The organism is Microbacterium sp. Leaf288 (assembly GCF_001422925.1).
Classification (GTDB): domain Bacteria; phylum Actinomycetota; class Actinomycetes; order Actinomycetales; family Microbacteriaceae; genus Microbacterium.
The window spans coordinates 500,412-522,003 of the sequence record NZ_LMNI01000011.1; the positions used below are offsets into that span (position 1 = coordinate 500,412).

Sequence of the window (21,592 nt, forward strand, 5' to 3'; positions counted from 1 at the left end):
ACCGGCTGCGAGGCGGGTGCTCGGCCCTCGAGAGCCGAGCGAGGCATAGCCTGGAGGCATGGCGACGAAGCCCCCGACAGCCGACATCGACGAGACCCGCGTGCACGTGTCGCGACCCAAGAAGGTCGCGGTGGGTGTGCCGGCGGTGCTGCACGCGCTCGGGATCGCGAACGAGCAGATGGGGGTCGCGCGCTCGGTGCAGACGCTGATGCGCGTCAACCAGAAGGACGGCTTCGACTGCCCCGGCTGCGCGTGGCCCGAGGAGGACAAGCGCCACATCGCGGAGTTCTGCGAGAACGGCGCGAAGGCGGTCGCCGAGGAGGCGACGCTGCGCCGCGTCGGTCCGGAGTTCTTCGCGGCGCACTCGCTCGACGAGCTGCGCGCCCACGACGACTGGTGGCTCGGGCAGCAGGGGCGCCTGACGCACCCGATGGTGCTCGAGGACGGCGCGACGCACTACCGCCCGATCTCGTGGGACGACGCGCTCGCCCTCGTCGCCGACGAGCTCAAGGCCCTCGACGACCCCGACGAGGCGGTCTTCTACACGTCCGGCCGCACCTCGAACGAGGCGGCGTTCCTCTACCAGCTGCTCGTGCGCGGCCTCGGCACCAACAACCTCCCCGACTGCTCGAACATGTGCCACGAGTCGTCGGGCTCGGCGCTGACCGAGACGATCGGCATCGGCAAGGGCACCGTGTCGATCGAGGACGTCCACGAGGCCGACCTGCTCATCGTCGCCGGTCAGAACCCCGGCACGAACCACCCGCGCATGCTGTCGGCCCTCGAGAAGGCCAAGCAGCGCGGCGCGACGATCATCGCGGTCAACCCGCTGCCCGAGGCCGGGCTCATGCGGTTCGAGAACCCGCAGACGGTGCGCGGCGTCGCATTCGGAGGCACGAAGCTCGCCGACGAGTTCGTGCAGATCCGGCTGGGCGGCGACCAGGCGCTGTTCCAGGCCATCGGCAAGCACCTCCTCGAGGCCGAGGCTGCCGAGGGCGGCGTTCTCGACCACGCCTTCATCGCGGAGCACACCAGCGGTTTCGACGCCTACCGTCAGGCGATGACGGATGCTGCGTGGCGCGACCTCGTCGTCGCCACGGGGCTGCCCGAGAAGGCGCTGCGACGGGTCGGCGAGGCCGTGCGCACGTCGAAGGCCACGATCGTCTGCTGGGCGATGGGTCTGACTCAGCACAAGCACTCCGTCCCGACGCTGCGCGAGGTCGTCAACGTGCTGCTGCTGCAGGGCAACATCGGACGCCCGGGCGCCGGCGTGTGCCCTGTCCGCGGGCACTCGAACGTGCAGGGCGACCGCACCGTGGGCATCTATGAGAAGCCGTCGACGGCGTTCCTCGACGCGCTCGACGCCGAGTTCGGGTTCGCCGCGCCGCGCGAGCACGGCTTCGACACGGTGCAGGCGATCCGGGCGATGCGCGACGGGCAGGCGCGGTTCTTCATGAGCATGGGCGGCAACTTCGTCTCGGCCACGCCCGACACCGCCGTCGTCGAGGCGGGGATGACGAGGGTGGGGCTCACCGTGCACGTGTCGACGAAGCTCAACCGATCGCACGTGGTCACCGGCCGCCGCGCCCTCATCCTCCCGACGCTCGGGCGCACCGACCGCGACCGCCGCGGCGGACGCGAGCAGCGGGTCACGGTGGAGGACTCGATGGGCGCGGTCCACTCCTCGCGCGGGCGACTCGCCCCGCCCTCGGAGGAGCTGCTCAGCGAGGTGGCGATCGTGGCACGGCTGAGCGCACTGGTCTTCGGGTCCGCGGAAGCCTCGGCAACGCCGTCACGAGCGGAGGAGATGTCGCGAGCGGAGGACGGCTTCGCAGCATCCGCTCCTCCGATCCCCGCATCCCCTCCGCTCGTCACCACCGAGCGGGGCAGTGGCAGGCCGCAGTCCGACCACGGGCTTCCCGAGCACGGCGCGGCGGAGGCCGAGCGTCCGGATCCGGCCGGGGTGCAGCATCCGTCCAACGTCCCTCAGGCGGACTGGGCGGCGCTCGAGGCCGACTATGCGCTCATCCGCGCGCACATCGAGCGGGTCGTGCCGGGCTTCGACGACTACGAGGAGCGCATCGACAAGGGGCGCACGCTGCACCTGCCGAACGGTCCGCGCGACGCGCGCCGTTTCGCGACCGTCGACGGCAAGGCGCGGTTCACGGTGAACCGGCTGGAGTATCCGGTGATCCCGCGCGGTCGGGTCCTGCTGCAGACCCTCCGCTCGCACGACCAGTACAACACCACGATCTACGGCAAGGACGACCGGTACCGCGGCATCCACGGGGGTCGTCGCGTGGTGCTCGTGAACGCGAAGGACATCGTGTCGCTCGGCTTCGCTGAGAACGACGTCGTCGACCTCGTCTCGGAGTGGACGCGCCCCGACGGCACGATCGAGGAGCGCCGCGCCGAGGAGTTCCGCATCGTCGCCTACCGCACGCCGCGGGGGAACGCCGCCGCGTACTATCCCGAGACGAACGTGCTCGTGCCCCTCGACTCGGTCGCCGACGTCTCGGGCACACCCACGTCGAAGTCGGTGATCGTGCGGCTCGAGCGCCGCGCGTGATCTGCGCGCCCGCGCCTAGGCTGGACGCATGACCCGAGCCGCTGTCGTCACCGTGTCGGACCGCTCGGCCGCGGGTTCGCGGACGGACGCGAGCGGACCGCTCGCCGTCGCCGCGCTCCGTGAGGCCGGCTTCGACTGCGCAGATGCCGTCGTCGTCCCCGACGGCGCCGACAGCGTCGAGCGTGCTCTCACCGCGGAGGTCGTCGCGGGCGTCAAGCTCATCGTCACGACCGGCGGGACGGGGGTCTCGCCGCGCGATCAGACGCCCGAGGGCACGGCGCGCGTGGTGACCCGTCAGATCCCCGGCATCTCCGAGGAGCTGCGTCGCCGCGGTGCCGCCGAGAAGCCCGTGGGCATGCTCACGCGCGGAGTGGCCGGCGTCGTCGACCCCCACGGGGCGCTCGTGGTGAACCTTCCGGGATCGCCCGGGGGCGTGGCATCCGGTATGCCCGTCGTCGTCTCGGTCGCCCGCCACGTGCTCGACCAGCTCGGCGGGAGCGACCACTGATGGCCGTGTCGACCGATGCCGTCCGGGTCGCGGCGATCAGCGCCGAGCCGCTCGACCTCGACGCCCACCTGCGCGCCGTCGACGACGCGCACATGGGCGCCGTCACGACGTTCGTGGGGCGCGTGCGCGATCACGATCCGGATGCCGCCACCGCCGTCGTCGCCCTCGAATACTCCGCTCACCCCGACGCCGCGGTGACGCTCTCCCGGCTGGCGGCGGCCGCCATCGGCTCGACCGGCGCCCTCGTCGCGGTGTCGCACCGGGTCGGAACCCTCCAGGTCGGCGATGCCGCCGTCGTGATCGCGGTCGCCTCGGCGCACCGGGCGGAGGCCTTCGCGGTCTGCCGCACACTCATCGAGACGATCAAGACCGACCTCCCGGTGTGGAAGCGTCAGGTCGAGTCCGACGGCACCGCGACCTGGCTCGGCCTCGGCGGCTGATCGCGCACGCCGGCGCCGCCCGCGTTCATCGTCGGATCCGCAGCAGCGGATGCGGGCGTCGACACGCCGGTGCGCGGCAGGCGGTGTCGGCGTGTCGCGTGCTCGGTCCGCAGGCGCGGATCCGCAGCAGCGGATGCGGGCGTCGGCACCCCGGCACCGCTCGCGCCCATCGTCGGATCCGCAGCAGCGGATGCGGGCGTCGGCACCCCGGCACCGCTCGCGCCCATCGCCGGATCCGCAGCAGCGGATGCGGGGGCCGACACGCCGGTGCGCGGCAGGCGGTGTCGGCGTGTCGCATGCTCGGTCCGCAGGCGCGGATCCGATTGTGTGTGCGAGGGTGCGAGGCTGCGTGGGCCGGAGGGTTGCTGGGGCGTAGCGGCTCGTCAGCCGCCGGCGAAGGGCGGCAGCACGTCGACGAGCTCGTCGGCGCTGAGAGGGCTGTCGTCGTCGACGCGCGAACCGCCGACGAGCACGGCGCAGCGGGGGAGGATCCCGCCGAGGCCCGGGTGGGCCGCCGAAACCGCGTCGCGCAGCGCGCCCAGCGTGGCCTCGGAGCGGCGCTCGGTGTCGAGGCCGGTCGCCTCCTGGGCGGCGGCGAAGTAGCGGACGACGGCCACTAGACCTCCCACTCGTTCGCCATCGCGGTGATCGCGGCGACCGCGGCCGCCGTGTCTTCGGGCGAGCCGCCCGCGCGACCGGCGACGAGTCCGGCGGCGAACGCGCTGAACGGGGCTGCCGGGCGTGCGACCCCGAGCGCGACGTCGCGTGCCAGATCGAGGATCAGCGCCACGGGAAGCTCTTCCGGCGCGAGGTCGAACCGCTCGCGCAGCGCGTCGGCCCACGCGTCGAGGGCCTCGGGCGGAAGGGTGCGGGACTGCTCGCTCATGACGGCTCCTCCGATGCGTGCTCGGCCCTCCTGCGGGCCTCCTCCAGATCCTCCCACGTGTCGACGTCGCGGGTCAGGTCGTCGGGCGCTGCGACGACCGTGATCGCGAGATCGTCGAGCAGCGCGCGGACGGGGGCGTCACGACCGGCATCGGGAAGAACGGATGCCGCGGCCCGCAGCGCGCTCGTGCGATAGGCGCCGATCAGCCACTGCGGCCGGCTCGACGCGTCGGCCAGGCAGAGGCCGTCGCTGTCGGCGGGGAGGAGCAGGATGTCGTCAACCAGCCGCCGCACCGCGGCGCCGACGCCGGGGAGGTCGCATGCGAGCAGGAGCGTCCACGTCGGGTCGTCCTCCTCCCGCCAGGAGGCGAGTGCCGCGACCACGGCCGCCGCCGGTCCGGTGAACGGCGGGTCCTCGCGCACCCAGGTGACGGGCAGCGTCTCATCGAGGACAGGTGCCACCACCGTGAGCGGCCGGGCTGCCGCATCCGCCGCTGCTGCCACCGCTGCCGCCAACAGGGTGCGTCCGCCCACATCGAACAGCGGCTTCGCCGCACCGTCGACGCGAGACGCGCGGCCGCCGGCCAGCAGGATCGCGCCAAGGCCGCCGAGAGTCGGGGTCATGCCTCGCCCGGGCGGTGCCAGTCGCCGCTCTTGCCGCCGGTCTTCGTCACGATGCGCACGTTCTCGATCGAGGTGCCCTTGTCGAGGCCCTTCACCATGTCGACGACCGCCAGCGCGGCGACCGAGACCGCGGTGAGCGCCTCCATCTCGACGCCGGTGCGGTCGGCGGTGCGTACCGTCGCCTCGATGCTCACCCCGTCGTCGACGATCGCGAGGTCGACCGTGGCGCCGTGCACGCCGATGACGTGCGCGAGGGGCAGGAGCTCGGGGGTGCGCTTGGCGGCCTGGATCCCCGAGATGCGGGCGACGGCGAGCACGTCGCCCTTCGGCACCGAACCGTCACGCAGCGCGGCGACGACGTCGGGAGCGCACCGGACGAACCCGCGCGCGGTGGCGGAGCGCACCGTCGGCTGCTTGAGGGTCACGTCCACCATGCGGGCGTGTCCCGCCTCGTCGAGGTGCGTGAACGTCGGCTGCTCGGTGCTCATGAGATCAGCATGACATCGACGAGGTCGCCCGCCGCGACGGCGTCCACCTCCGCCGGCACGACGGCGTACGCCTCGGCGCGGCCGAGTCCGCCGGCGAGGTGGGATCCGCCGGAGGTCGCGGGGATCACGCGCCACGCGCTGGGGTCGGTGCGGTCGATGATGACGGGAAGGTACTGCCGCCGCCCGGGCGGCGTGCGCCACTCGGTGGCCGCGGGCAGCGTGAGAACGCGGTGGTCCCGCACGAGCCGACCCTGCATGAGCAGCAGGGCGGGCCGCACGAAGACCTCGAACGACACGGCGGCGCTGACCGGGTTTCCGGGCAGACCGAACAGCAGCGCGCCCGAGGGCAGGCGGCCGAAGCCCTGGGGCTTGCCGGGCTGCATCGCGACTTTCGAGAACGTCATCGTGCGCGCGAGCGTCGTCTTCACGACCTCGTAGGCGCCCGCGCTCACACCGCCCGAGAAGACGACGACGTCGGCAGGGTGCGCTGACCGCGGATCGGTCACCTCCGACAGCACCGCGTCGAGGTCGCCCGGCTCGTCGGGAACGCTGGCGCGCCGCACGACCTCGGCGCCCGCGTCGGTGGCGAGGGCGGCGAGCAGCACGCTGTTCGACTCGGGGATCTGCCCGCGGCGCAGCGGCGCCCCGGGCTCGACCAGCTCGCTGCCGGTCGAGATGACCGCCACACGAGGTCGCCGCGAGACGGCCACCTCCGCGACGCCGCACGCCGCGACTGCCGCGACCTGCAGCGCGCCGAGCACGACGCCCGCGGGGAGCACCTCGTCGCCGGTACGCGCGTCTTCTCCTGCACGGCGCACGTGCGCGCCGACCGCGCGCGGCGCGCGCAGCACCGAGATCGACCCCAGTGAGTCGGCGAGTCCGCCGACCGTATCCTCGAAGGGCACGATGGCATCGGCGTCGGACGGGACGGGCGATCCCGTCATGATGCGGGCGGCCTCACCGGATGCGAGCGGGGGATCGGCGGCGGTCCCGGCAGGCAGGTCGGCGACGACCTGGAGGCTGACCGGGGCGTCGGGGGCGGCATCCATGACATCCGCGAAGCGCACGGCGAAGCCGTCCATGGCGGAGTTGTCGAACACGGGGATGTCGACGGCCGCCCGCACCGGCTCGCTGAGCGTGCGGCCGTGGGCGTCCGCGAGAAGGATGCGCTCGGCGGGCAGCGGCCGGGCGGCGGCCAGCACGTCGGCGAGCTGCTCCTCGACGGCGCGGAGCCCGCTCACGCGCCCACCGCGCTGATGTCACGGCTGTACGCGTCGATGCCTCCGGCGAGGACGGATGCCTCGACCCCGGCGTCACGCAGAGCCGCCGCTGCGCGCTGCGCGCGCATGCCCACCTGGCAGACGACGACAACGGCCGGCGCGCCGACCCGCGACGGGTCGGCGAGCACGTCGCCGAGGGGCAGCAGCATCGAGCCCGGGATGACGCCCCGCTCGGTCTCGAAGGGCTCGCGCACGTCGAGCAGCACGGTGCCGGCGCGTTGGGCGGCCAGCGCCTCCGCAGGGGAGAGCTGCGGGATGGCGGGGCGCGGTGCCGCATCGCCGTGGCTCGATGCCGGTGCCGTGGGTGCAGCCGCAGTGCCATTCGACGCCGGTCGCAGCGGCACCTCGTCGGTGCGCCCGCGGAGTGCGTCGATCACGAGCACCCGGCCCAGGAGCGGCTCGCCGACCCCGGTGATGAGCTTCACGGTCTCGGTCGCGAGGATCGACCCCACCTGCAGGCACAGGGAGCCGAGCACGCCGACCTGCGCGCACGACGGGGCTTCGCGCCCGGCGTCCGGCGGGTACAGATCCGCGAGTCCGACCGGTCGCTCACCCTCGGGCGGGGCCGACCAGAAGACGGTGACCTGCGCGTGGAACTCCTGCACGACACCCCACACGAGCGGCACGCCCAGCTGCTCGCAGGCTGCGGCGACAGCCTCGCGAGTCTCGAACGTGTCGGTGCCGTCGACCACGATGTGCGCGTCCGACAGGAGCTGCGCGGCGTTGCCGGGCGTGAGCAGCGCCCGCACCGGACGCACCACGGTAGTGGGTGAGAGGTCTGCGGCGATGCGCACCGCGGAGTCGACCTTCGGTGCCCCCACATCGCTCACCCGATGCATGACCTGGCGCTGGAGATTGGATGCCTCGACCAGGTCGTCGTCGATGACGGTGATGGTGCCGACCCCCGCGGCCGCGAGGGCGAGCACGACGGGGGAGCCGAGACCGCCGGCCCCGACGACCGCGACGTGCGCCGCGGCGAGCCGGCGCTGGGCGATCTCGCCGAAGCCGGCCAGCACACGGTGACGGGCGGTGCGCGTGCGTTCGGCGTCGGTCAGCTCGGCGACCGGCTCGACGAGCGGGGGAAATGCCATGTCCTCAGGCTAGCCGCGCCCGTCGCCCGAAGGCCGGTCGTCCGGCAGCTCCGATCTGTCCTTCGCCGGTCGGCCGGCCCGCCGGCGGGGCGCAGCTCAGCGGTGTTCGCAGGCGTCGAGCATCTCGAGCGACCAGTCGTCGACGATGCCGAGTCTCGCCGCGAACGCCGGGTTGACCTGCGCTGTGCCGGTGTACCAGAGCCCGAAGCCGACCTGACGGACGGCGATGTAGTCGTCGACGCGCGAGAGGTCGACCGAGCGGCGCGTCTCGTACCCCGTGCGCAGCGCGTCGACGTAGGCGGGGTAGTCGTCCTCGAGGCGGTACTCCCAGAGCGCGACCGCCAGCTCGTACAGCCGCGGGCCGGTGCCGCAGTCGTCGAAGTCGATCAGCTTGACGCGCCCGCCTTCGAAGAGCGCGTTGCCGAGGTGGAGGTCGGCGTGGATGAGGCCGACGCCGTCGCCGGCCGCGAAGACGTCTGCCATGCGCTCGGCGACGGCCTCGAACCGTACGCGGACGGGCGTCGGCAGCAGCCGCCAGCACTCCGCCGCGGGGATGCCGCCGTAGATCATGCCGTCGCCGAAGAACGTGTCGTGGTCCCACACGATCCGCACGAAATCGCTCGGTGGCTCCCACCCGTCGGCCTGGTCGTGCAGCGCCGCCATCGCCGCACCCAGCCGCCGCAGGTGCACAGGGCGCGCGGAGTCCTCGTGGATGCGGCCGTCCATCCAGCGCAGCACCGAGCAGACCCGCGTCTTGCCCGCCGCGGTGGCGGTGACGGTGACCGCCCCGTCGTCCGCCGGCAGCACCTCCGGCACCTCCAGGTCTGTTTCGTCACGGATGCTGCGCAGCCACGCGATCTCGGAGGCGATGGCACTCGCCGAATCAACGCCATCGCCGTGGCGCTGGGGTCGATGCACCCGGACGAGGTGGCGGCCTGCCGTGCTGTCGTGCCGGAACGTCGTGTTCTCGCCATGCGTGACGAAGGTCAGCCGCCCTTCGGGCAGCGGGTACTCGCGAAGCGCCGCCAGCGCGACCTGCCGCATCGCGGCGATCTGCTGACGGCGGGAGAGCATGGCACCTACTGTGCTCCGCGACGGTTTCGCCGGCAAGCACGTCATGGGGCGACGCGCGGGGCCGCGCGACGTCATGTTCCGTCGCGGGGGACGGGAGCGCGGCCTAGCCTGCGTTCATGGGTGACGTGGTGGGTGTCGTGTCGCGGACGGGCCGGGCGGTCACGCGGGTCGACCAGCGAGAGCCGCCGGTGCTGGAACGAGTCTGGGCCGAGGCCCTCCCGGAACTCTCCCGCCCGGTCGCTCCCGTCCGCACCCCGCAGCCGCGGGTGCTCGTCCTGAACGACGATGTCGCCGGCGAACTCGGCCTCGATCCCGACGACCTGCGAACGCCCGAAGGGGTGCGCTTCCTGACCGGTGAGTCGCTCGGGTCGGGATCCGTCCCCGTGGCTCAGGTGTACGCGGGACATCAGTGGGGCGTCTTCAAGCCGATCCTCGGCGACGGTCGCGCGGCGCTCCTCGGTGAGCGGCGTGACCGCGCGGGACGACTGCGCGATGTGCACGTGAAGGGGATCGGCCCCACGTCGATGTCGCGGGTCGACGGGTTCGCCGTCGTCGGGCCGATGCTTCGCGAGTTCCTCATGACCGAGGCGATGCACGCGCTGCGCGTTCCCACCACGCGGGCGCTCGCCGTGATCGCCACCGGTGCGCCTCGCGACCACGACGCTCGCGTGCTGCCCGGCGCCGTGCTCGCACGCACCGCGGCCAGCCACGTGCGGTTCGGCTCGTTCGAATACGTGCACGCGCAGGGCGACTCCGAGCTGTTGCGCCGGCTCGCGGATCACGTCATCGCACGCCACCACCCGGCGGCGGCCGACGCCGATCATCCGTATCGAGCGCTGCTCGACGGGATCGTGGACGCGGTCGCCGCCCTCACGGCGGACTGGATGCGCACCGGCTTCGTGCACGGCGTGCTCAGCACCGACAACGTGCTGGTGTCCGCGGAGACCATCGACTACGGACCCTGCGCCTTCCTCGACGCGTACGACCCCGGTGCGTACTTCAGCTCCATCGACGAGTTCGGCCGCTACGCCTACGACAGGCAGCCCTCGATCATGCGATGGAACCTCGAGCGGCTCGGCGACGCCCTGGCGCCGCTGCTTGCCGACGATCCCGTGGCCGGGAATCTCGTCGGCGCGGAGATGGTCGACACGTTCGACGCGCGCTATCGGTCGCACTGGGCCGCGGCGTTCCGGCGGAAGCTCGGCTTCGACGATCGGATCGACGCGCACCTCGCCGCCGAGCTCGCGCAGGCGGCGCTGGACCTGCTCGCCGACCACGAGGTCGACTTCACCGGGTTCTGGCGCGATCTCGCGGCGGCTGCCGAGCAGGATCAGCAGCCGCTGCGCGATCGCTTCCTCGGTCGGGTGCCCGCGCTGGACGCGTGGCTCGCCCAATGGTCGGCGCTGGCGCCGGATGCCGCCCTCATCCGGGCGACGAACCCGCTGTACATCGCCCGCAACCACATCGTCGAGGAGGCGCTGGAGGCAGCGACGGACGGGGATCTCACGCCCTTCCAGCGGTTGCTCGACCTGCTGCGCGACCCGTACACCGAGCGATCCGGGAGCGCCTACCGCCGCTTCGCGCGGCCCGCACCCGACGGCACACCGCGGCACCGCACCTTCTGCGGCACGTGACCTCCGGCTCGACCCCGCCGAGACTGTTCGGCGGCCGGCCCGCGCCGGAGCCGCATGTGCGGAGATACTGAAGGGCTGTATCCGCATCTGCGGTGCTAGCGTGAGAGCGTGAGCAGCTACAAGATCGCCGAAGCGGCGCGCCTTCTCGGCGTGAGCGACGACACCGTCAGGCGGTGGGTCGACGCGGCGACGCTGCCGACGACCGGGGCATCGCCGATCGAGATCCCCGGCGACGCCCTCGCGGCGCACGCGGTGGGGCTGGCCGCGACGCCGAAGGACCCGGCCGACGTGCTCTCCAGTGCCCGCAACCGGTTCGTCGGACTCGTCACGCGTGTGCAGATCGACGGCGTCATGGCGCAGGTCGACATCCAGTCCGGACCGCATCGCGTGGTCTCGCTCATGTCGTCCGAGGCGGTGCGCGAGCTGGAGCTCGAGCCCGGCTCCCTCGCCGTCGCCGTGGTCAAGGCCACGAACGTCATCGTCGAAATCCCGAAAGGCTGACATGCCGCGCTCCGCGCTTCGGCGCACCGCCGTCGTCCTCGCCTGGCTCGCGCTGGTGCTCACGGGCTGCGCGACCGGCGCCGATCAGGGTCCGGCGGCGACGTCCGCACCGACGACCTCGGCCGAGCCCGAGCTCGCCGGAGATCTCACGGTGTACGCGGCGGCATCGCTGAAGGCCGCGTTCGATGAGCTGGCGACCCAGTTCGAGGCGCAGCATCCGTCCGTCGACGTCCAGCCGATCACGTACGACGGCTCGTCGACGCTCGCGACCCAGATCATCGAGGGTGCTCCGGTCGACGTGTTCGCGTCGGCCGACGAGAAGAACATGCAGAAGGTCGTCGACGAGAAGCTGGCGTCCGGCCCGCAGCTGTTCGCGACCAACACGCTCGTACTGGTGGTGCCTGCCGGCAACCCGGGCGGCGTGGAGAGCCTCGACGACCTCGCGAACGCCGAGCTCACCATCGTGCTGTGCGCCGCGGAGGTGCCGTGCGGGGCGGCGGCCGCGACGCTGCTCTCGAACGCGGGCGTCGCGGCGAGCGTCGACAGCTACGAGCAGAACGTGACGGCGGTGCTCACCAAGGTCGCCGCCGGTGAGGCGGATGCGGGTCTTGTCTACGTGACGGATGCGGCGACCACCGCTGATGTCGACGCGATCGAGGTCGACGGCGCCGACGACATCGTGAACCGCTACCCGATCGTGGCTCTCTCCGCCGCGGCGGACCCCGAGGTCGCCGACGCCTTCGTCGCGTTCGTGCGGGGAGACAAGGGCCAGGAGGTGCTCGGGGCCCTCGGATTCGGGGCCCCGTGACCACCACCGAAGCGGCGCACGCGCCCGCACGCGAGGAGCGCGCGGGGTTCGTGCCGCGTGTGCTCGCCGTACCCGCGGTGATCGGGCTCGCACTGCTGATCCTGCCGCTGGGCGCGCTCGTGCTGCGGGTCGAGTGGGGGACGCTGTGGAGCGACGTCACCTCGCCCGAGGCGCTGTCGGCCCTGGGACTCTCGCTCGCGACCGGCGCGGCGGCCACGGTGGTGTGCGTCGTGCTGGGGGTGCCGCTCGCGCTCCTCATCGCCCGGAGCACGGTGCGCACGGCAGCCGTACTGCGGGCCCTGGTGACGGTGCCGCTGGTGCTGCCGCCCATGGTCGGCGGTGTGGCGATGCTGTTCCTGTTCGGCCGGACGAGCTGGCTCGGCGGGATCCTCGCGGAGTGGGGCATCCGCATCCCGTTCACGACGACCGCCGTCGTGATGGCTCAGACCTTCGTCGCGCTGCCCTTCCTCGTGCTCGCACTCGAAGGAGCATTGCGGTCGACGGGGGTCGGCTTCGAGCAGGCGGCGGCAGGCATCGGGGCGGGGCGCTGGACGATCCTCGCCCGCGTGACGCTCCCGCTCGCCGCCCCGGGGCTGGTCGCCGGCATCGTGCTGTGCTTCGCGCGTGCGATCGGCGAGTTCGGGGCGACCGCGCTGTTCGCGGGGAACGCCCCCGGCGTGACGCAGACCATGCCGCTCGCGATCTACACCGCCTTCAACGGCGCGGGCGTCTCGCAGGGCACGGCCGTCGCGCTGTCGCTGCTGCTGCTCGTGACCGCCGTCGGCGTGCTGCTCCTCGTGCGCGCTTGGCGAGCAGAGGCGCCGCGATGAGCGCGGTCGTATCGGAGCGAGGGAGGGATGCCGCGCCCGGCGCCGCAGCGGGCCTCGACGCCCGCGTGGTCGTGCGTCGCGGCGGCTTCGCGCTCGAGGCCGTTGTGCAGGTGCCGGGCGGATCCGTGGTCGCCCTCATGGGTCCGAGCGGCGCCGGCAAGTCGACGCTGCTCGGGGTGCTCGCGGGGCTGACGGGGTTCGACGAAGGTCACGTGCGTCTCGGCGGTCGCACGCTCGACGAGTCTCCCGCACGCCGCACACCGCCCGCCTCGCGCGGCGTGGTGCTGCTCGGGCAGGATCCGCGCCTGTTCCCGCACCTCAGCGCGCGCGACAACGTCGCGTTCGGGCTGCGCGTGCACGGCGCGACCAAAGCCGCCGCCGCGGACGGAGCCGTCGACTGGCTCCGGCGCGTCGGCCTCGAGGATCTCGGTGGGCGCCGTCCCGCGCAGCTGTCGGGGGGCCAGCAGCAGCGCGTCGCGCTCGCGCGTGCACTCGCGACGGCGCCGGCCGCGATCCTCCTCGACGAGCCGCTGACGTCGCTCGACACCGAGACCGCGGGCGACGTGCGCGCCCTCCTGCATCAGCAGCTCGCCGCGACCGGTACCACGGCGGTCGTCGCGACCCACGACGCGGTCGACGCGGTGGCGCTTGCAAGCCGCCTCGTCGTGCTCGAGGACGGCCGCGTCACGCAGTCCGGTCCCGTCCGCGAGGTGCTCGCGTCGCCGGCGACGCGGTTCGCCGCGGCGGTGGCGGGGCTGAACCGGGTGGTCGGAACGGTGGATGCTGCGGACTGGCGTGCGGGGAACCTCGTGCTGCCGCTACCCGCGGGGGCGCAGCATCCTTCGCTCGCGGCCGTCTTCCGGCCGAGCGACGTGCGGGTCGTCGACGGGGCGCCGAGCGGTGCGGCGGAGTGGACCGCGCACATCGTGCGGCTCGAGCAGACGCCCGCGGGCGTGCGGGTGCGCACCGCCGATCCCGACGTCGCGGTGGACGTCACCGCCGACCGCGCGGCGGGGCTCGCGCCCGGGGATCCGATCACTCTGCGGGTGGACCCGGCCGACGTGCGATTCGTGGTCGAGGCCTGAGCCGTAGACTCGGCCGGTGATGCGAATCCGTCCCTTCCGGCCGGGTGACGAGCCCGCCCTCGCCGAGATCTGCCTCAAGACCGCGGACGCCGGCGCCGACGCCACCGGCCTGCTCGACGACGACGATCTCTGGGCCGAGATCTTCGTGCTCCCGTACGCGGCGCGTCACCCCGAGTTCGCGTTCGTCGTCGAGACGGACGACGAGCGCGTCGTGGGCTACGTCGTCGGCGCGCCGGACTCCGCAGCCTTCGAGGATTGGTTCCAGACCGAGTGGTGGCCGCGGTTCGCCGAGCGGTGGCCGAAGCCGCAGGGGGACCCCCTGCCGGCAGGCGTCTCCCGGCAGGACGGCATCGTCCGCTACGCGTACGCGCGCCGCGGCGGCGCGCAGCCGTTCGGCGACGCGTACCCGGCGCACCTGCACATCGATCTGCTGCCCGAGACCCAGGGGCAGGGGCTCGGCCGCCGCCTCATCGAGACGCTCGAGGCGGCTCTCCGTGACGCAGGCGTGCGTGGCCTCCACCTCGTCGCGTCGTCCGACAACACGGGTGCCATCGCGTTCTATCCGCGCGTCGGCTTCGACCCGCTGCCGTCGCCGGAGGGCACGCAGGTCTTCGCGACGCGTCTCTGACCTACGCCCTCGGCACCCCGCCGTCAAGCCATTGGGGAGGCCGGAGGGCTCCCGTAGTCTGCGGGCGTGGACGATGTCTCGGCGCCGACCGGCCGTGAGCCGGAACTGATCGCTGTGCCGCGTGCGGACGGCTCCGCGCCGCGCGCGCTCGTGCTCGGGGCCACCGGCTACATCGGCGGGCGTCTGGTGCCGCGGCTGCTGAACGCCGGGTACGAGGTCCGCGTGCTGGCGCGCGACCCTGCCCGCGCCGCGGCCTTCCCCTGGGGCGACCGCGTCGAGATCGTCCGCGGAGACGCCACCGACGCGGCATCCGTCGGTGAAGCGGTTCGCGACGTCGACGTGCTGTACTACCTCGTCCACTCGATGTCGGGCGGCACGAAGTTCGCCGACGCCGATCGTCGCGCTGCCCAGACGGTCGCGCAGGCGGCGACCGAGGGGACGGTGGGCCGGATCGTGTATCTCGGCGGGCTGCACCCCGACGACGTCACGCTGTCGCCGCACCTGCGGTCGCGCGTCGAAGTCGGCGAGACGTTCCTCTCGAGCGGGGCGCCGACGATCGTGCTGCAGGCGGGCGTCGTGATCGGGTCGGGATCGGCGTCGTTCGAGATGGTGCGCCACTTGACCGAGGTGCTGCCGTACATGCCGGCGCCGAAGTGGGTGCGCAACCGCATCCAGCCGATCGCCGTGCGCGACGTGCTGCACTACCTGCTGGGCGCTGCGCGTCTGCCCGCCGACGTGAACCGGGCAGTCGACATCGGCGGGCCGGATGTGCTGCGGTACGGCCAGATGATGAACGGCTACGCGGTCGAGGCGGGGCTGCGGCAACGGCCCATCGCCGCGCTGCCGGTGCTGACGCCACGGCTGGCGTCGCACTGGGTGAACCTCGTGACGCCGATTCCCCGCTCGATCGCGCGCCCGCTCGTCGAGTCGCTGCAGAACGAATGCATCGTGAAGGACCACGCGGTCGACGCGCTGATCCCGCCACCCGAAGGCGGACTCACGCCCTACCGGACGGCGGTGCGGCTCGCGCTCGGCCGGGTCGAGGCCGACGCGATCGAGACCAGCTGGCAGGACGCCGAGGTGCTGGGCGCGCCGAGCGACCCGCTGCCGAACGACCCCGACTGGGCGGGACGCGTCGCATTCACCGATGTACGCACCGCGCACACTCCCGCATCGCCCGCTGCGCTGTGGGCCGTGATCGAGGGGATCGGCGGCGAGAACGGCTGGTACTCGTCGCCCCTGCTGTGGGCGATCCGCGGATGGATGGACCGCCTCGTCGGCGGCATCGGACTCGCGCGCGGACGACGCAGCAAGGGGCGGCTCGCCGTCGGCGACGCCCTCGACTTCTGGCGCGTGGAGGCTCTCGACCCGGGACGGATGCTGCGCCTGCGCGCCGAGATGAAGGTGCCGGGGCTCGCCTGGCTCGAACTGAAGGCGTCGCCCGACGGCGATCGCGGCGGCTCACGCTACGATCAGCGCGCCGTGTTCTTCCCGCGCGGGCTGGCGGGGCGCCTCTACTGGCTCGCGGTGGTGCCGTTCCACGGGTTCATCTTCGCCGGGATGGCGCGGCGCATCACCGCGACGGCGGAGGCCGCGGCCGAGTCCGCCCAGCCATGACCGCGTCGGTTCAGCCGACGAGGAGCGGTTCGCCCGACACCAGCCTCTCCAGCACCGAACCCGTCGGCACGTCGTCGTACTTGTAACTGAGCTTCTGCACGATCGAAGCTCCGGCGACGAAGCGGAGGGGATCGGGATCCCACGGCTGCATCATCCCGAGCTGCAGAAGGTGGCTCGCGGCGCTCGACAGCGTGGGCGCAGCATCCCACTGCCCGTGGAACTCGGGGACGAGGTCGAGGAGCACCTCGAAGATGCGGTGGTACAGGAAGTAGTCGGGGATGCCGCCGTCCTGCTCCCACCACGCCTCGAGCGCGAGCCGCTGCAGCCGGATCAGCGGCGTCGCGGGCACGGCGGCGATGAACCAGTTGCCGATCTGCCGGTGCGTCCAGCGCGGGTAGAGCGCACCGGCGGTGAGAAGAGGAGCCACCGCGTCAGGCAGGGGCGCCGGCGCCCAGCACGTCGCGTCCACCCAGATGCCGCCGAGTCGGTCCAGCACGCTGATGCGGACGAAGTCGGAGAAGTGCGCGGGGTGGTCCTTCTCGAGGGCGTCGGCGACCGCATCGGGGATCTCCACGAGCCCCCGCGCGGAGCGGCCGTCCAGCACCGTAAGCGGCGTCGGGAGATCGGCGTGCACGCGCGTCATCTCGCCGACGCACGCCTGCACCAGCGGTGGGGCGGTGTCGAGGGATGTGTTCCAGAACGTGTAGAGGTCGAGCGCGGACGGATCGACGCGCTCGCCGTCGCTCTGGGCGATGAGGCGGCCGTCCCTGCGGGTGCCGGGCTGTTCGGGGAGCCCCGCCGCCACGCGCAGCTCGGGCAGGCGCGGGCGCAGGAAGTCGGTGAACGTGCGGTATGCCGCGATCGCGGCGACGGGGTCGACCGAGTCGCGGAACCTGTCCGCGCGCCGCAGCTGCGCCTCGAGCCCCTGCAGCGGGTTCGGGATGCCGTCGCTCACGGTGCGAGCCTATGCGCCGGCGCCCGCGGAAGCCGGGATCACGCGACCAGGCGTCCGTCCTCGATCCGCACGACGCGGTCGACCTGGCCGTCGGGTACCGCCACGTGCGAGATCAGCACCACGGCCTGGTCATCACGGACGGCGCCGAGCAGATCGGTGAGCAGGCGATCGGAGGCATCCGGGTCGACGCCCGCCGTCGGCTCGTCGAGCACCAGCACGGGGAAGCCTCGCAGGAGCGCCCGCGCCAGCGCGATCCGCTGCGCCTGCCCTCCTGACACGAGCGCGCCGCGCTCGCCGACGCGCGCTCCGAGACCCCCACGCTCGCGCAGCCACGGTCCGAGGCCGACGCGATCGAGCGCGGCCTCGAGCTCGGCGTCCGTCGCGGTGTCGCGCGCGAACAGCAGGTTCTGGCGGATGTCCTCGTCGAAGAGCATCGGATGCTGCTCGCACAGGCCGACGGTGAGCCGCACGTCGTCGGGCGAGAGGTCGTGCACCGAGCGGGCGCCGATGTCGTAGCCGCCCTCGGTCTCGAGGAACCGCACGAGCGCGTGCGCGAGGGTGCTCTTGCCGGCGCCGCTCGATCCCATGACGAGGACGCGCTCGCCGGGCCGGATGGTGAGGTCGATCTCGTGCAGCGCGGGCTCGGCGGCGGCGGGCCACCGCACGCTCGCGGCCTGCAAGCGCATGCCGTCGCCGAGCGCCGGGGCGTCGCCGGTGGGCTCGACGGTCTCGGGAGCGAGCTCGGCGGGCGGGGCCGCCGGCAGCGAGTCGGCGATGCGCTCGGCCGACGCGCGCACCTGGCGCCACGCCGACGCCGCCATCGGCACGGATGCGAACACCTCGAACACCGCCATCGGCACGAGCACGGCGACCGCGAGCGACGGGCCGGTCAGCGAACCCGACGCCGCACCCGGCGCGGTGACGAGCACCGCGGCGATCGACGCGGCACCGGCGAGCAGCGACACCAGGGCGGCGGTGCCGGCCTGCGCTCCCGAGCGGCGGACGACGGCGCGCCGCAGGTCGGCGTCGGCCCGGGCGATGCGATCCCGGCTCTGCGCCTCGGCGCCGAACGCCGTGAGCACGTCGAGGCTGCCGATGTGGTCGAGCACCGCGTCGGCGAGGCGGGCGCGCAGCGGCGCGATGGCGCGCTCGGCGCGGGCTCCCGACATCCATCCCCACAGCGTCGCGATCGCGGCGGCGACCACGAGGCACGCGAGCAGGGTCAGGGCGGCCGGCCACCACACGAACGCCACCAGCACGACGGCGCCGAGCGCGACGAGCGCCGACGAGACGAGCGGCTGCACGACCCGCAGCGGGAGGTTCTGCAGCTCGTCGACGTCGTCGACGAGGGCCCCGAGCACCGAGCCACGGCGGGTGCGGGCCAGTCCGTCCGGGGCCAGGGGGACGAGTCGGCGGACGAGGTCGGCGCGCGTCGAGGCGAGCTGCCGCAGGGCGGCGTCGTGGCCCGTGAGTCGCTCGAGGTAGCGGAACGAGGCCCGAGAGATCGCGAAGAACCGCACGCCCACGACCGCGGCAGACAGGTACAGCACCGGCGGCTGCTCGCTCGCGCGCACGATGAGCCAGGCGCTCACCGCGAGGAGGGCGACCGCCGAGGCCTCCGACGCGAAGCCGGCGGCGAGTGCCCACCAGAACCGCCGCGCGGGAGGCATCGCGCCCCTCAGCACCGACCCTGACGTCGCGGCCCGCGCGATCATGCGAGCACCTCGCTCGACTCGAGCCGCACGACGTGGTCGGCGATGGCGCGCGCCGACGTGCGGTGCGAGACCAGCAGGACCGTCGCGCCCTCGTCGGCGAGGAGACGGATGCCTCGCCACAGCCGGCCCTCCGTCTCGGGGTCGAGCGCCGAGCTGGGTTCGTCGAGCGCGATCACCGGGGCGTTCCCGCGCAGGTGCCGGTAGAACGCGCGGGCCACCGCGACGCGCTGGGCCTGGCCGCCCGACAGCCCCGCGCCCTGCACCCCCAGCTCCTGGGCGGGGTCGAGCGCGCCGGCGCACGCGAGGTCGAGCGCACGCCGGATCGCCGCCGGATCGGGTGCCGCGTCGCCGAGCGTGACGTTGTCGGCGATGCTCCCGGTGAGGAGCCCCGGCCGCTGGCCCGCCCATGCGAGCCACGCGGACGGCGCGAGGGCGCGCACGTCAGCGCCGTCCCAGGAGGCATCCCCGTCGAACATCGCGGCGCCGCGCAGTGCGGCGAAAAGGCTGGACTTGCCGGCGCCGCTCGGTCCCTCGATGAGCGTGACGGTGCCCGGCCCGGCCGTCAGGTCGACGGGCGGCAGCATCCGCTCTCCGCGCGTGACGCGGACGCCGTCTAGTACGAGGTGTGCGCCGGGTGCAGGCGTTTCGTCTCGCGCGTTCCTCGCTCGCTCAACGACCGGGGGGAGGGGCGCCGCAGAAACGGCCCGGGCCGCATCCAGCACGTCGAACACGTCGTCGGTCGCGGCGACGCCCTCGGACGCGGCGTGGAACTGCACGCCGACCTGGCGCAAGGGCAGGTACGCCTCGGGCGCGAGCAGCAGCACGAAGAGGCCTACGGCGAGCGTCAGTGCTCCGTCGATGAGCCGGAAGCCGATCGACACGGCGACGATCGCGACGGCGATCGACGCGAGGAACTCGAGCGCGAACCCCGACAGGAACGAGACCCTCAGCACCCGCATCGTCTCACGGCGGTACTCGCCGGTGACCCGTTCGATGGATGCCGCGGCCCGGTGCTGCCGACCGAACACCTTGAGCGTCGAGAGCCCCTGCACGGTGTCGGCGAACCGCGAGGCGAGACGCTGGAGCGTGCGCCACTGCCGGTGCTGCACCGAGCGCGTGGCGAGGCCGATGAGCACCATGAAGATGGGGATCAGGGGGAGCGTGAGCAGGACGGTCAGCCCGGAGATCCAGTCCTGCCACCACATCACCGCGAGGATCAGCGGTGTCGCGACGACAGTCTGCACGAGCTGCGGAAGGTAGCGGCCGAAGTACGCCTCGAGCGCGTCGAGGCCTCGTCCCGCGGTCACCGCGAGGGCGGCAGAGTTTCGGGCGCTGAGCCACTCGGGACCGAGCACGCCGATCGCCTCGACGAGCCCTGAGCGCAGCTGTCCCTGCACCCGAGCGGCCGCGCGGGCGGCGACGGCCTCGCGCGCCCAGAGCAGTGCGGCACGGAGAGCGACCGTGATCGCGAGCGCGCCGAGCGTCGCGGCGAGCTCGGCCGACGGCATCCCGTCGATGGCTCCGGTGACGGCACGCGTCAGCAGCCACGCGAACGCGACGATCACCGCGGTCTGCGCCGCCGCGATCGCGGCGATGGCGACGAAGAAACCGCGAGAGGCGCTCGCGTACCTCAGCAGCCGCGGGTCGACGGGCTTGCCGTTCACGCGAGGCGGGGCATCCGTCTCACTCATTCCTCTTCGACCCTACCCATCCGTCGCCCTGTCGCCGACGCGCTCGCCGGTGGCGCCGGTCGGCGAGCTGACGCGGGAGGACGGATGCCTCGGCCCGAGGCATCCGTCACCCGCACGTCAGTGCGCGGGCGCCGCAGCCGCCTTCTCGATGCGGGAGCGTGTGACGCGCTTGCGGAAGATCCAGTACGTCCAGCCCTGGTAGGCGAGCACCAGCGGCAGGAAGACGAGGGCCGCCCACGACATGATCGTCAGCGTGTAGTCGGTGCTCGACGCGTTCTCGATCGTGAGAGAGCCCGCGGGGTCGCCGGTCGAGGGCATCACGTACGGGAACAGCGCGAACCACACCGCGAGCACCGCGGTCACGATCGTGAAGGCGCCGAACCCGAAGGCCCAGCCCTCGCGCCCGCGGGCGTTCGAGATCCAGGAGGCGATGAGGAGCACCGCCGCCACCGCCGACAGGATCGCGGTGACCATCGCGAAGTCGCGGCTCTCGGAGAACGCCATGACGACGGTCCACACCAGGAACGCCGCGGCGACGACGATCGTGAGGAGCCCCGCGCGTCCGGCGAGCCGGCGTGCGTCGGCCGCGACCTGGCCGTCGGTCTTCAGCGCGACGAAGTACACGCCGTGCGTGAAGAACAGCAGCAGCGTCGTGAGGCCGCCCAAGAGCCCGTAGGGGTTGAGCAGGGTCAGCAGCGAACCGGTGAATTCGTGGTCCACGTCCAGCGGCACACCCTGCACGATGTTCGCGACGGCGACGCCCCAGAGGAACGCCGGCACCGCGGAGCCGACCACGATCATCGTGTCGAAGCCCTTCTTCCAGCGGAGCGAATCGCGCTGGTGACGGTACTCGAACGAGACGCCGCGCAGGATGAGCGCGAGCAGGATCAGCAGCAGCGCGAGGTAGAAGCCGCTGAAGAGCGTCGCGTACCACTCGGGGAACGCGGCGAACAGGCAGGCGCCGGCGACGATGACCCAGGTCTCGTTGAGGTCCCACACGGGGCCGATCGTGTTGATGACCTGGCGGCGGCTGATGTCGTTCCTGCCGAGGAACGGCAGCGACATGCCGACGCCGAAGTCGAACCCATCGAGCACGAAGTAGCCGACGAAGAGGAAGCCGACGATCCAGAACCAGAGGTAGGCGAGATCCATGATGTGCTCCTGCAGCC

22 protein-coding genes are annotated in these 21,592 nt (G+C 73.0%); 10 read left to right on the forward strand and 12 right to left on the reverse strand.

Features of this window, described 5'->3' with window-relative positions; genetic code table 11:
• Positions 1–58: 58 nt before the first annotated feature.
• Genes ASF40_RS11580 through ASF40_RS11590 form a run of 3 tightly spaced genes read left to right on the forward strand, consistent with a single transcriptional unit; the run spans position 59 to position 3,517 of the window.
• Entirely contained in the window at positions 59–2,569 is a 2,511-nt protein-coding gene (locus tag ASF40_RS11580) for an FdhF/YdeP family oxidoreductase (RefSeq protein ID WP_056369168.1), read from the forward strand.
• Positions 2,570–2,597: 28 nt separating this feature from the next.
• Entirely contained in the window at positions 2,598–3,077 is a 480-nt protein-coding gene (locus ASF40_RS11585; protein ID WP_056369170.1) for a MogA/MoaB family molybdenum cofactor biosynthesis protein, read from the forward strand.
• Complete coding sequence (locus ASF40_RS11590) at positions 3,077–3,517, forward strand: molybdenum cofactor biosynthesis protein MoaE (protein ID WP_056369172.1); 441 nt, start codon at positions 3,077–3,079, stop codon at positions 3,515–3,517. The genes ASF40_RS11585 and ASF40_RS11590 overlap by 1 nt, the downstream gene beginning before the upstream one ends.
• On the opposite strand, the gene ASF40_RS11595 is transcribed toward ASF40_RS11590, so the two are convergent.
• From ASF40_RS11595 to ASF40_RS11630, 8 genes are all read right to left on the reverse strand, one after another.
• The gene (locus ASF40_RS11595; RefSeq protein ID WP_056369175.1) at positions 3,469–3,744 is read right to left on the reverse strand and encodes a hypothetical protein; all 276 of its coding nucleotides are present in this window, start codon (positions 3,742–3,744) and stop codon (positions 3,469–3,471) included. The genes ASF40_RS11590 and ASF40_RS11595 overlap by 49 nt on opposite strands.
• Before the next feature lie 156 nt (positions 3,745–3,900).
• Positions 3,901–4,134: a MoaD/ThiS family protein gene (locus ASF40_RS11600; protein ID WP_056369177.1), complete on the reverse strand. Its 234-nt coding sequence runs from the start codon at positions 4,132–4,134 to the stop codon at positions 3,901–3,903.
• Positions 4,134–4,403, reverse strand: a complete 270-nt coding sequence (locus tag ASF40_RS11605) for a DUF6457 domain-containing protein (RefSeq protein WP_056369179.1) — start codon at positions 4,401–4,403, stop codon at positions 4,134–4,136. Before ASF40_RS11605 ends, ASF40_RS11600 begins: the two co-directional genes overlap by 1 nt.
• Positions 4,400–5,026: a molybdenum cofactor guanylyltransferase gene (mobA, locus tag ASF40_RS11610; RefSeq protein ID WP_056369181.1), complete on the reverse strand. Its 627-nt coding sequence runs from the start codon at positions 5,024–5,026 to the stop codon at positions 4,400–4,402. The genes ASF40_RS11605 and mobA overlap by 4 nt, the downstream gene beginning before the upstream one ends.
• A complete protein-coding gene (gene moaC / locus ASF40_RS11615) occupies positions 5,023–5,514 on the reverse strand; it encodes a cyclic pyranopterin monophosphate synthase MoaC (RefSeq protein ID WP_056369182.1) in 492 nt (163 codons plus the stop codon). Before moaC ends, mobA begins: the two co-directional genes overlap by 4 nt.
• The gene (locus ASF40_RS11620; protein WP_056369184.1) at positions 5,511–6,755 is read right to left on the reverse strand and encodes a molybdopterin molybdotransferase MoeA; all 1,245 of its coding nucleotides are present in this window, start codon (positions 6,753–6,755) and stop codon (positions 5,511–5,513) included. Before ASF40_RS11620 ends, moaC begins: the two co-directional genes overlap by 4 nt.
• A complete protein-coding gene (locus tag ASF40_RS11625) occupies positions 6,752–7,885 on the reverse strand; it encodes a ThiF family adenylyltransferase (protein WP_056369186.1) in 1,134 nt (377 codons plus the stop codon). Before ASF40_RS11625 ends, ASF40_RS11620 begins: the two co-directional genes overlap by 4 nt.
• A gap of 96 nt (positions 7,886–7,981) precedes the next feature.
• Positions 7,982–8,959 carry a phosphotransferase enzyme family protein gene (locus tag ASF40_RS11630; protein ID WP_056369188.1) on the reverse strand — a complete coding sequence of 326 codons (978 nt, stop codon included), beginning with the start codon at positions 8,957–8,959 and terminating at the stop codon, positions 7,982–7,984.
• 116 nt (positions 8,960–9,075) lie between these two features.
• Between ASF40_RS11630 and ASF40_RS11635 the strand changes: the two genes are divergently transcribed.
• From ASF40_RS11635 to ASF40_RS11665, 7 genes are all read left to right on the forward strand, one after another.
• A complete protein-coding gene (locus tag ASF40_RS11635; RefSeq protein ID WP_082497020.1) occupies positions 9,076–10,593 on the forward strand; it encodes a protein adenylyltransferase SelO in 1,518 nt (505 codons plus the stop codon).
• 108 nt (positions 10,594–10,701) lie between these two features.
• The gene (locus ASF40_RS11640; RefSeq protein WP_056369190.1) at positions 10,702–11,094 is read left to right on the forward strand and encodes a TOBE domain-containing protein; all 393 of its coding nucleotides are present in this window, start codon (positions 10,702–10,704) and stop codon (positions 11,092–11,094) included.
• Between the two features lies 1 nt (position 11,095).
• Positions 11,096–11,902, forward strand: a complete 807-nt coding sequence (gene modA / locus ASF40_RS11645; protein ID WP_056369193.1) for a molybdate ABC transporter substrate-binding protein — start codon at positions 11,096–11,098, stop codon at positions 11,900–11,902.
• Positions 11,899–12,732 carry an ABC transporter permease gene (locus ASF40_RS11650; RefSeq protein ID WP_056369195.1) on the forward strand — a complete coding sequence of 278 codons (834 nt, stop codon included), beginning with the start codon at positions 11,899–11,901 and terminating at the stop codon, positions 12,730–12,732. Before modA ends, ASF40_RS11650 begins: the two co-directional genes overlap by 4 nt.
• Positions 12,729–13,817 carry a sulfate/molybdate ABC transporter ATP-binding protein gene (locus tag ASF40_RS11655; RefSeq protein WP_056369198.1) on the forward strand — a complete coding sequence of 363 codons (1,089 nt, stop codon included), beginning with the start codon at positions 12,729–12,731 and terminating at the stop codon, positions 13,815–13,817. Before ASF40_RS11650 ends, ASF40_RS11655 begins: the two co-directional genes overlap by 4 nt.
• Before the next feature lie 16 nt (positions 13,818–13,833).
• Entirely contained in the window at positions 13,834–14,445 is a 612-nt protein-coding gene (locus ASF40_RS11660; RefSeq protein WP_200919482.1) for a GNAT family N-acetyltransferase, read from the forward strand.
• A 66-nt stretch (positions 14,446–14,511) separates the two neighbouring features.
• Complete coding sequence (locus ASF40_RS11665; protein ID WP_056369200.1) at positions 14,512–16,062, forward strand: SDR family oxidoreductase; 1,551 nt, start codon at positions 14,512–14,514, stop codon at positions 16,060–16,062.
• 10 nt (positions 16,063–16,072) lie between these two features.
• Here ASF40_RS11665 and ASF40_RS11670 read toward each other — a convergent pair whose 3' ends face one another.
• The 4 genes from ASF40_RS11670 to cydB all read right to left on the reverse strand — a co-directional run bounded on the left by ASF40_RS11670 (position 16,073) and on the right by cydB (position 21,575).
• Positions 16,073–17,017 (reverse strand): capsular polysaccharide synthesis protein, encoded by a 945-nt coding sequence (locus tag ASF40_RS11670; protein WP_056369202.1) that lies wholly within the window; start codon positions 17,015–17,017, stop codon positions 16,073–16,075.
• A 38-nt stretch (positions 17,018–17,055) separates the two neighbouring features.
• Positions 17,056–18,732: a thiol reductant ABC exporter subunit CydC gene (gene cydC / locus ASF40_RS11675; protein WP_056369204.1), complete on the reverse strand. Its 1,677-nt coding sequence runs from the start codon at positions 18,730–18,732 to the stop codon at positions 17,056–17,058.
• Entirely contained in the window at positions 18,729–20,423 is a 1,695-nt protein-coding gene (gene cydD / locus ASF40_RS11680; RefSeq protein ID WP_056369206.1) for a thiol reductant ABC exporter subunit CydD, read from the reverse strand. Before cydD ends, cydC begins: the two co-directional genes overlap by 4 nt.
• Positions 20,424–20,540: 117 nt before the next feature.
• Positions 20,541–21,575 carry a cytochrome d ubiquinol oxidase subunit II gene (cydB, locus tag ASF40_RS11685; protein ID WP_056369208.1) on the reverse strand — a complete coding sequence of 345 codons (1,035 nt, stop codon included), beginning with the start codon at positions 21,573–21,575 and terminating at the stop codon, positions 20,541–20,543.
• Positions 21,576–21,592 lie beyond the last annotated feature (17 nt).

What these genes read in the sequence shown, in the direction of transcription:
- cydC (WP_056369204.1), bottom strand. Translation starts at nt 18,732, where the DNA reads ATGATCGCGCGGGCCGCGACGTCAGGGTCGGTGCTGAGGGGCGCGATG.
- cydD (WP_056369206.1), bottom strand. Translation starts at nt 20,423, where the DNA reads ATGAGTGAGACGGATGCCCCGCCTCGCGTGAACGGCAAGCCCGTCGAC.
- ASF40_RS11605 (WP_056369179.1), bottom strand. Translation starts at nt 4,403, where the DNA reads ATGAGCGAGCAGTCCCGCACCCTTCCGCCCGAGGCCCTCGACGCGTGG.
- ASF40_RS11630 (WP_056369188.1), bottom strand. Translation starts at nt 8,959, where the DNA reads ATGCTCTCCCGCCGTCAGCAGATCGCCGCGATGCGGCAGGTCGCGCTG.
- ASF40_RS11580 (WP_056369168.1), top strand. Translation starts at nt 59, where the DNA reads ATGGCGACGAAGCCCCCGACAGCCGACATCGACGAGACCCGCGTGCAC.
- ASF40_RS11595 (WP_056369175.1), bottom strand. Translation starts at nt 3,744, where the DNA reads ATGGGCGCGAGCGGTGCCGGGGTGCCGACGCCCGCATCCGCTGCTGCG.
- ASF40_RS11625 (WP_056369186.1), bottom strand. Translation starts at nt 7,885, where the DNA reads ATGGCATTTCCCCCGCTCGTCGAGCCGGTCGCCGAGCTGACCGACGCC.
- moaC (WP_056369182.1), bottom strand. Translation starts at nt 5,514, where the DNA reads ATGAGCACCGAGCAGCCGACGTTCACGCACCTCGACGAGGCGGGACAC.
- modA (WP_056369193.1), top strand. Translation starts at nt 11,096, where the DNA reads ATGCCGCGCTCCGCGCTTCGGCGCACCGCCGTCGTCCTCGCCTGGCTC.
- mobA (WP_056369181.1), bottom strand. Translation starts at nt 5,026, where the DNA reads ATGACCCCGACTCTCGGCGGCCTTGGCGCGATCCTGCTGGCCGGCGGC.
- ASF40_RS11590 (WP_056369172.1), top strand. Translation starts at nt 3,077, where the DNA reads ATGGCCGTGTCGACCGATGCCGTCCGGGTCGCGGCGATCAGCGCCGAG.
- cydB (WP_056369208.1), bottom strand. Translation starts at nt 21,575, where the DNA reads ATGGATCTCGCCTACCTCTGGTTCTGGATCGTCGGCTTCCTCTTCGTC.
- ASF40_RS11585 (WP_056369170.1), top strand. Translation starts at nt 2,598, where the DNA reads ATGACCCGAGCCGCTGTCGTCACCGTGTCGGACCGCTCGGCCGCGGGT.
- ASF40_RS11655 (WP_056369198.1), top strand. Translation starts at nt 12,729, where the DNA reads ATGAGCGCGGTCGTATCGGAGCGAGGGAGGGATGCCGCGCCCGGCGCC.
- ASF40_RS11635 (WP_082497020.1), top strand. Translation starts at nt 9,076, where the DNA reads ATGGGTGACGTGGTGGGTGTCGTGTCGCGGACGGGCCGGGCGGTCACG.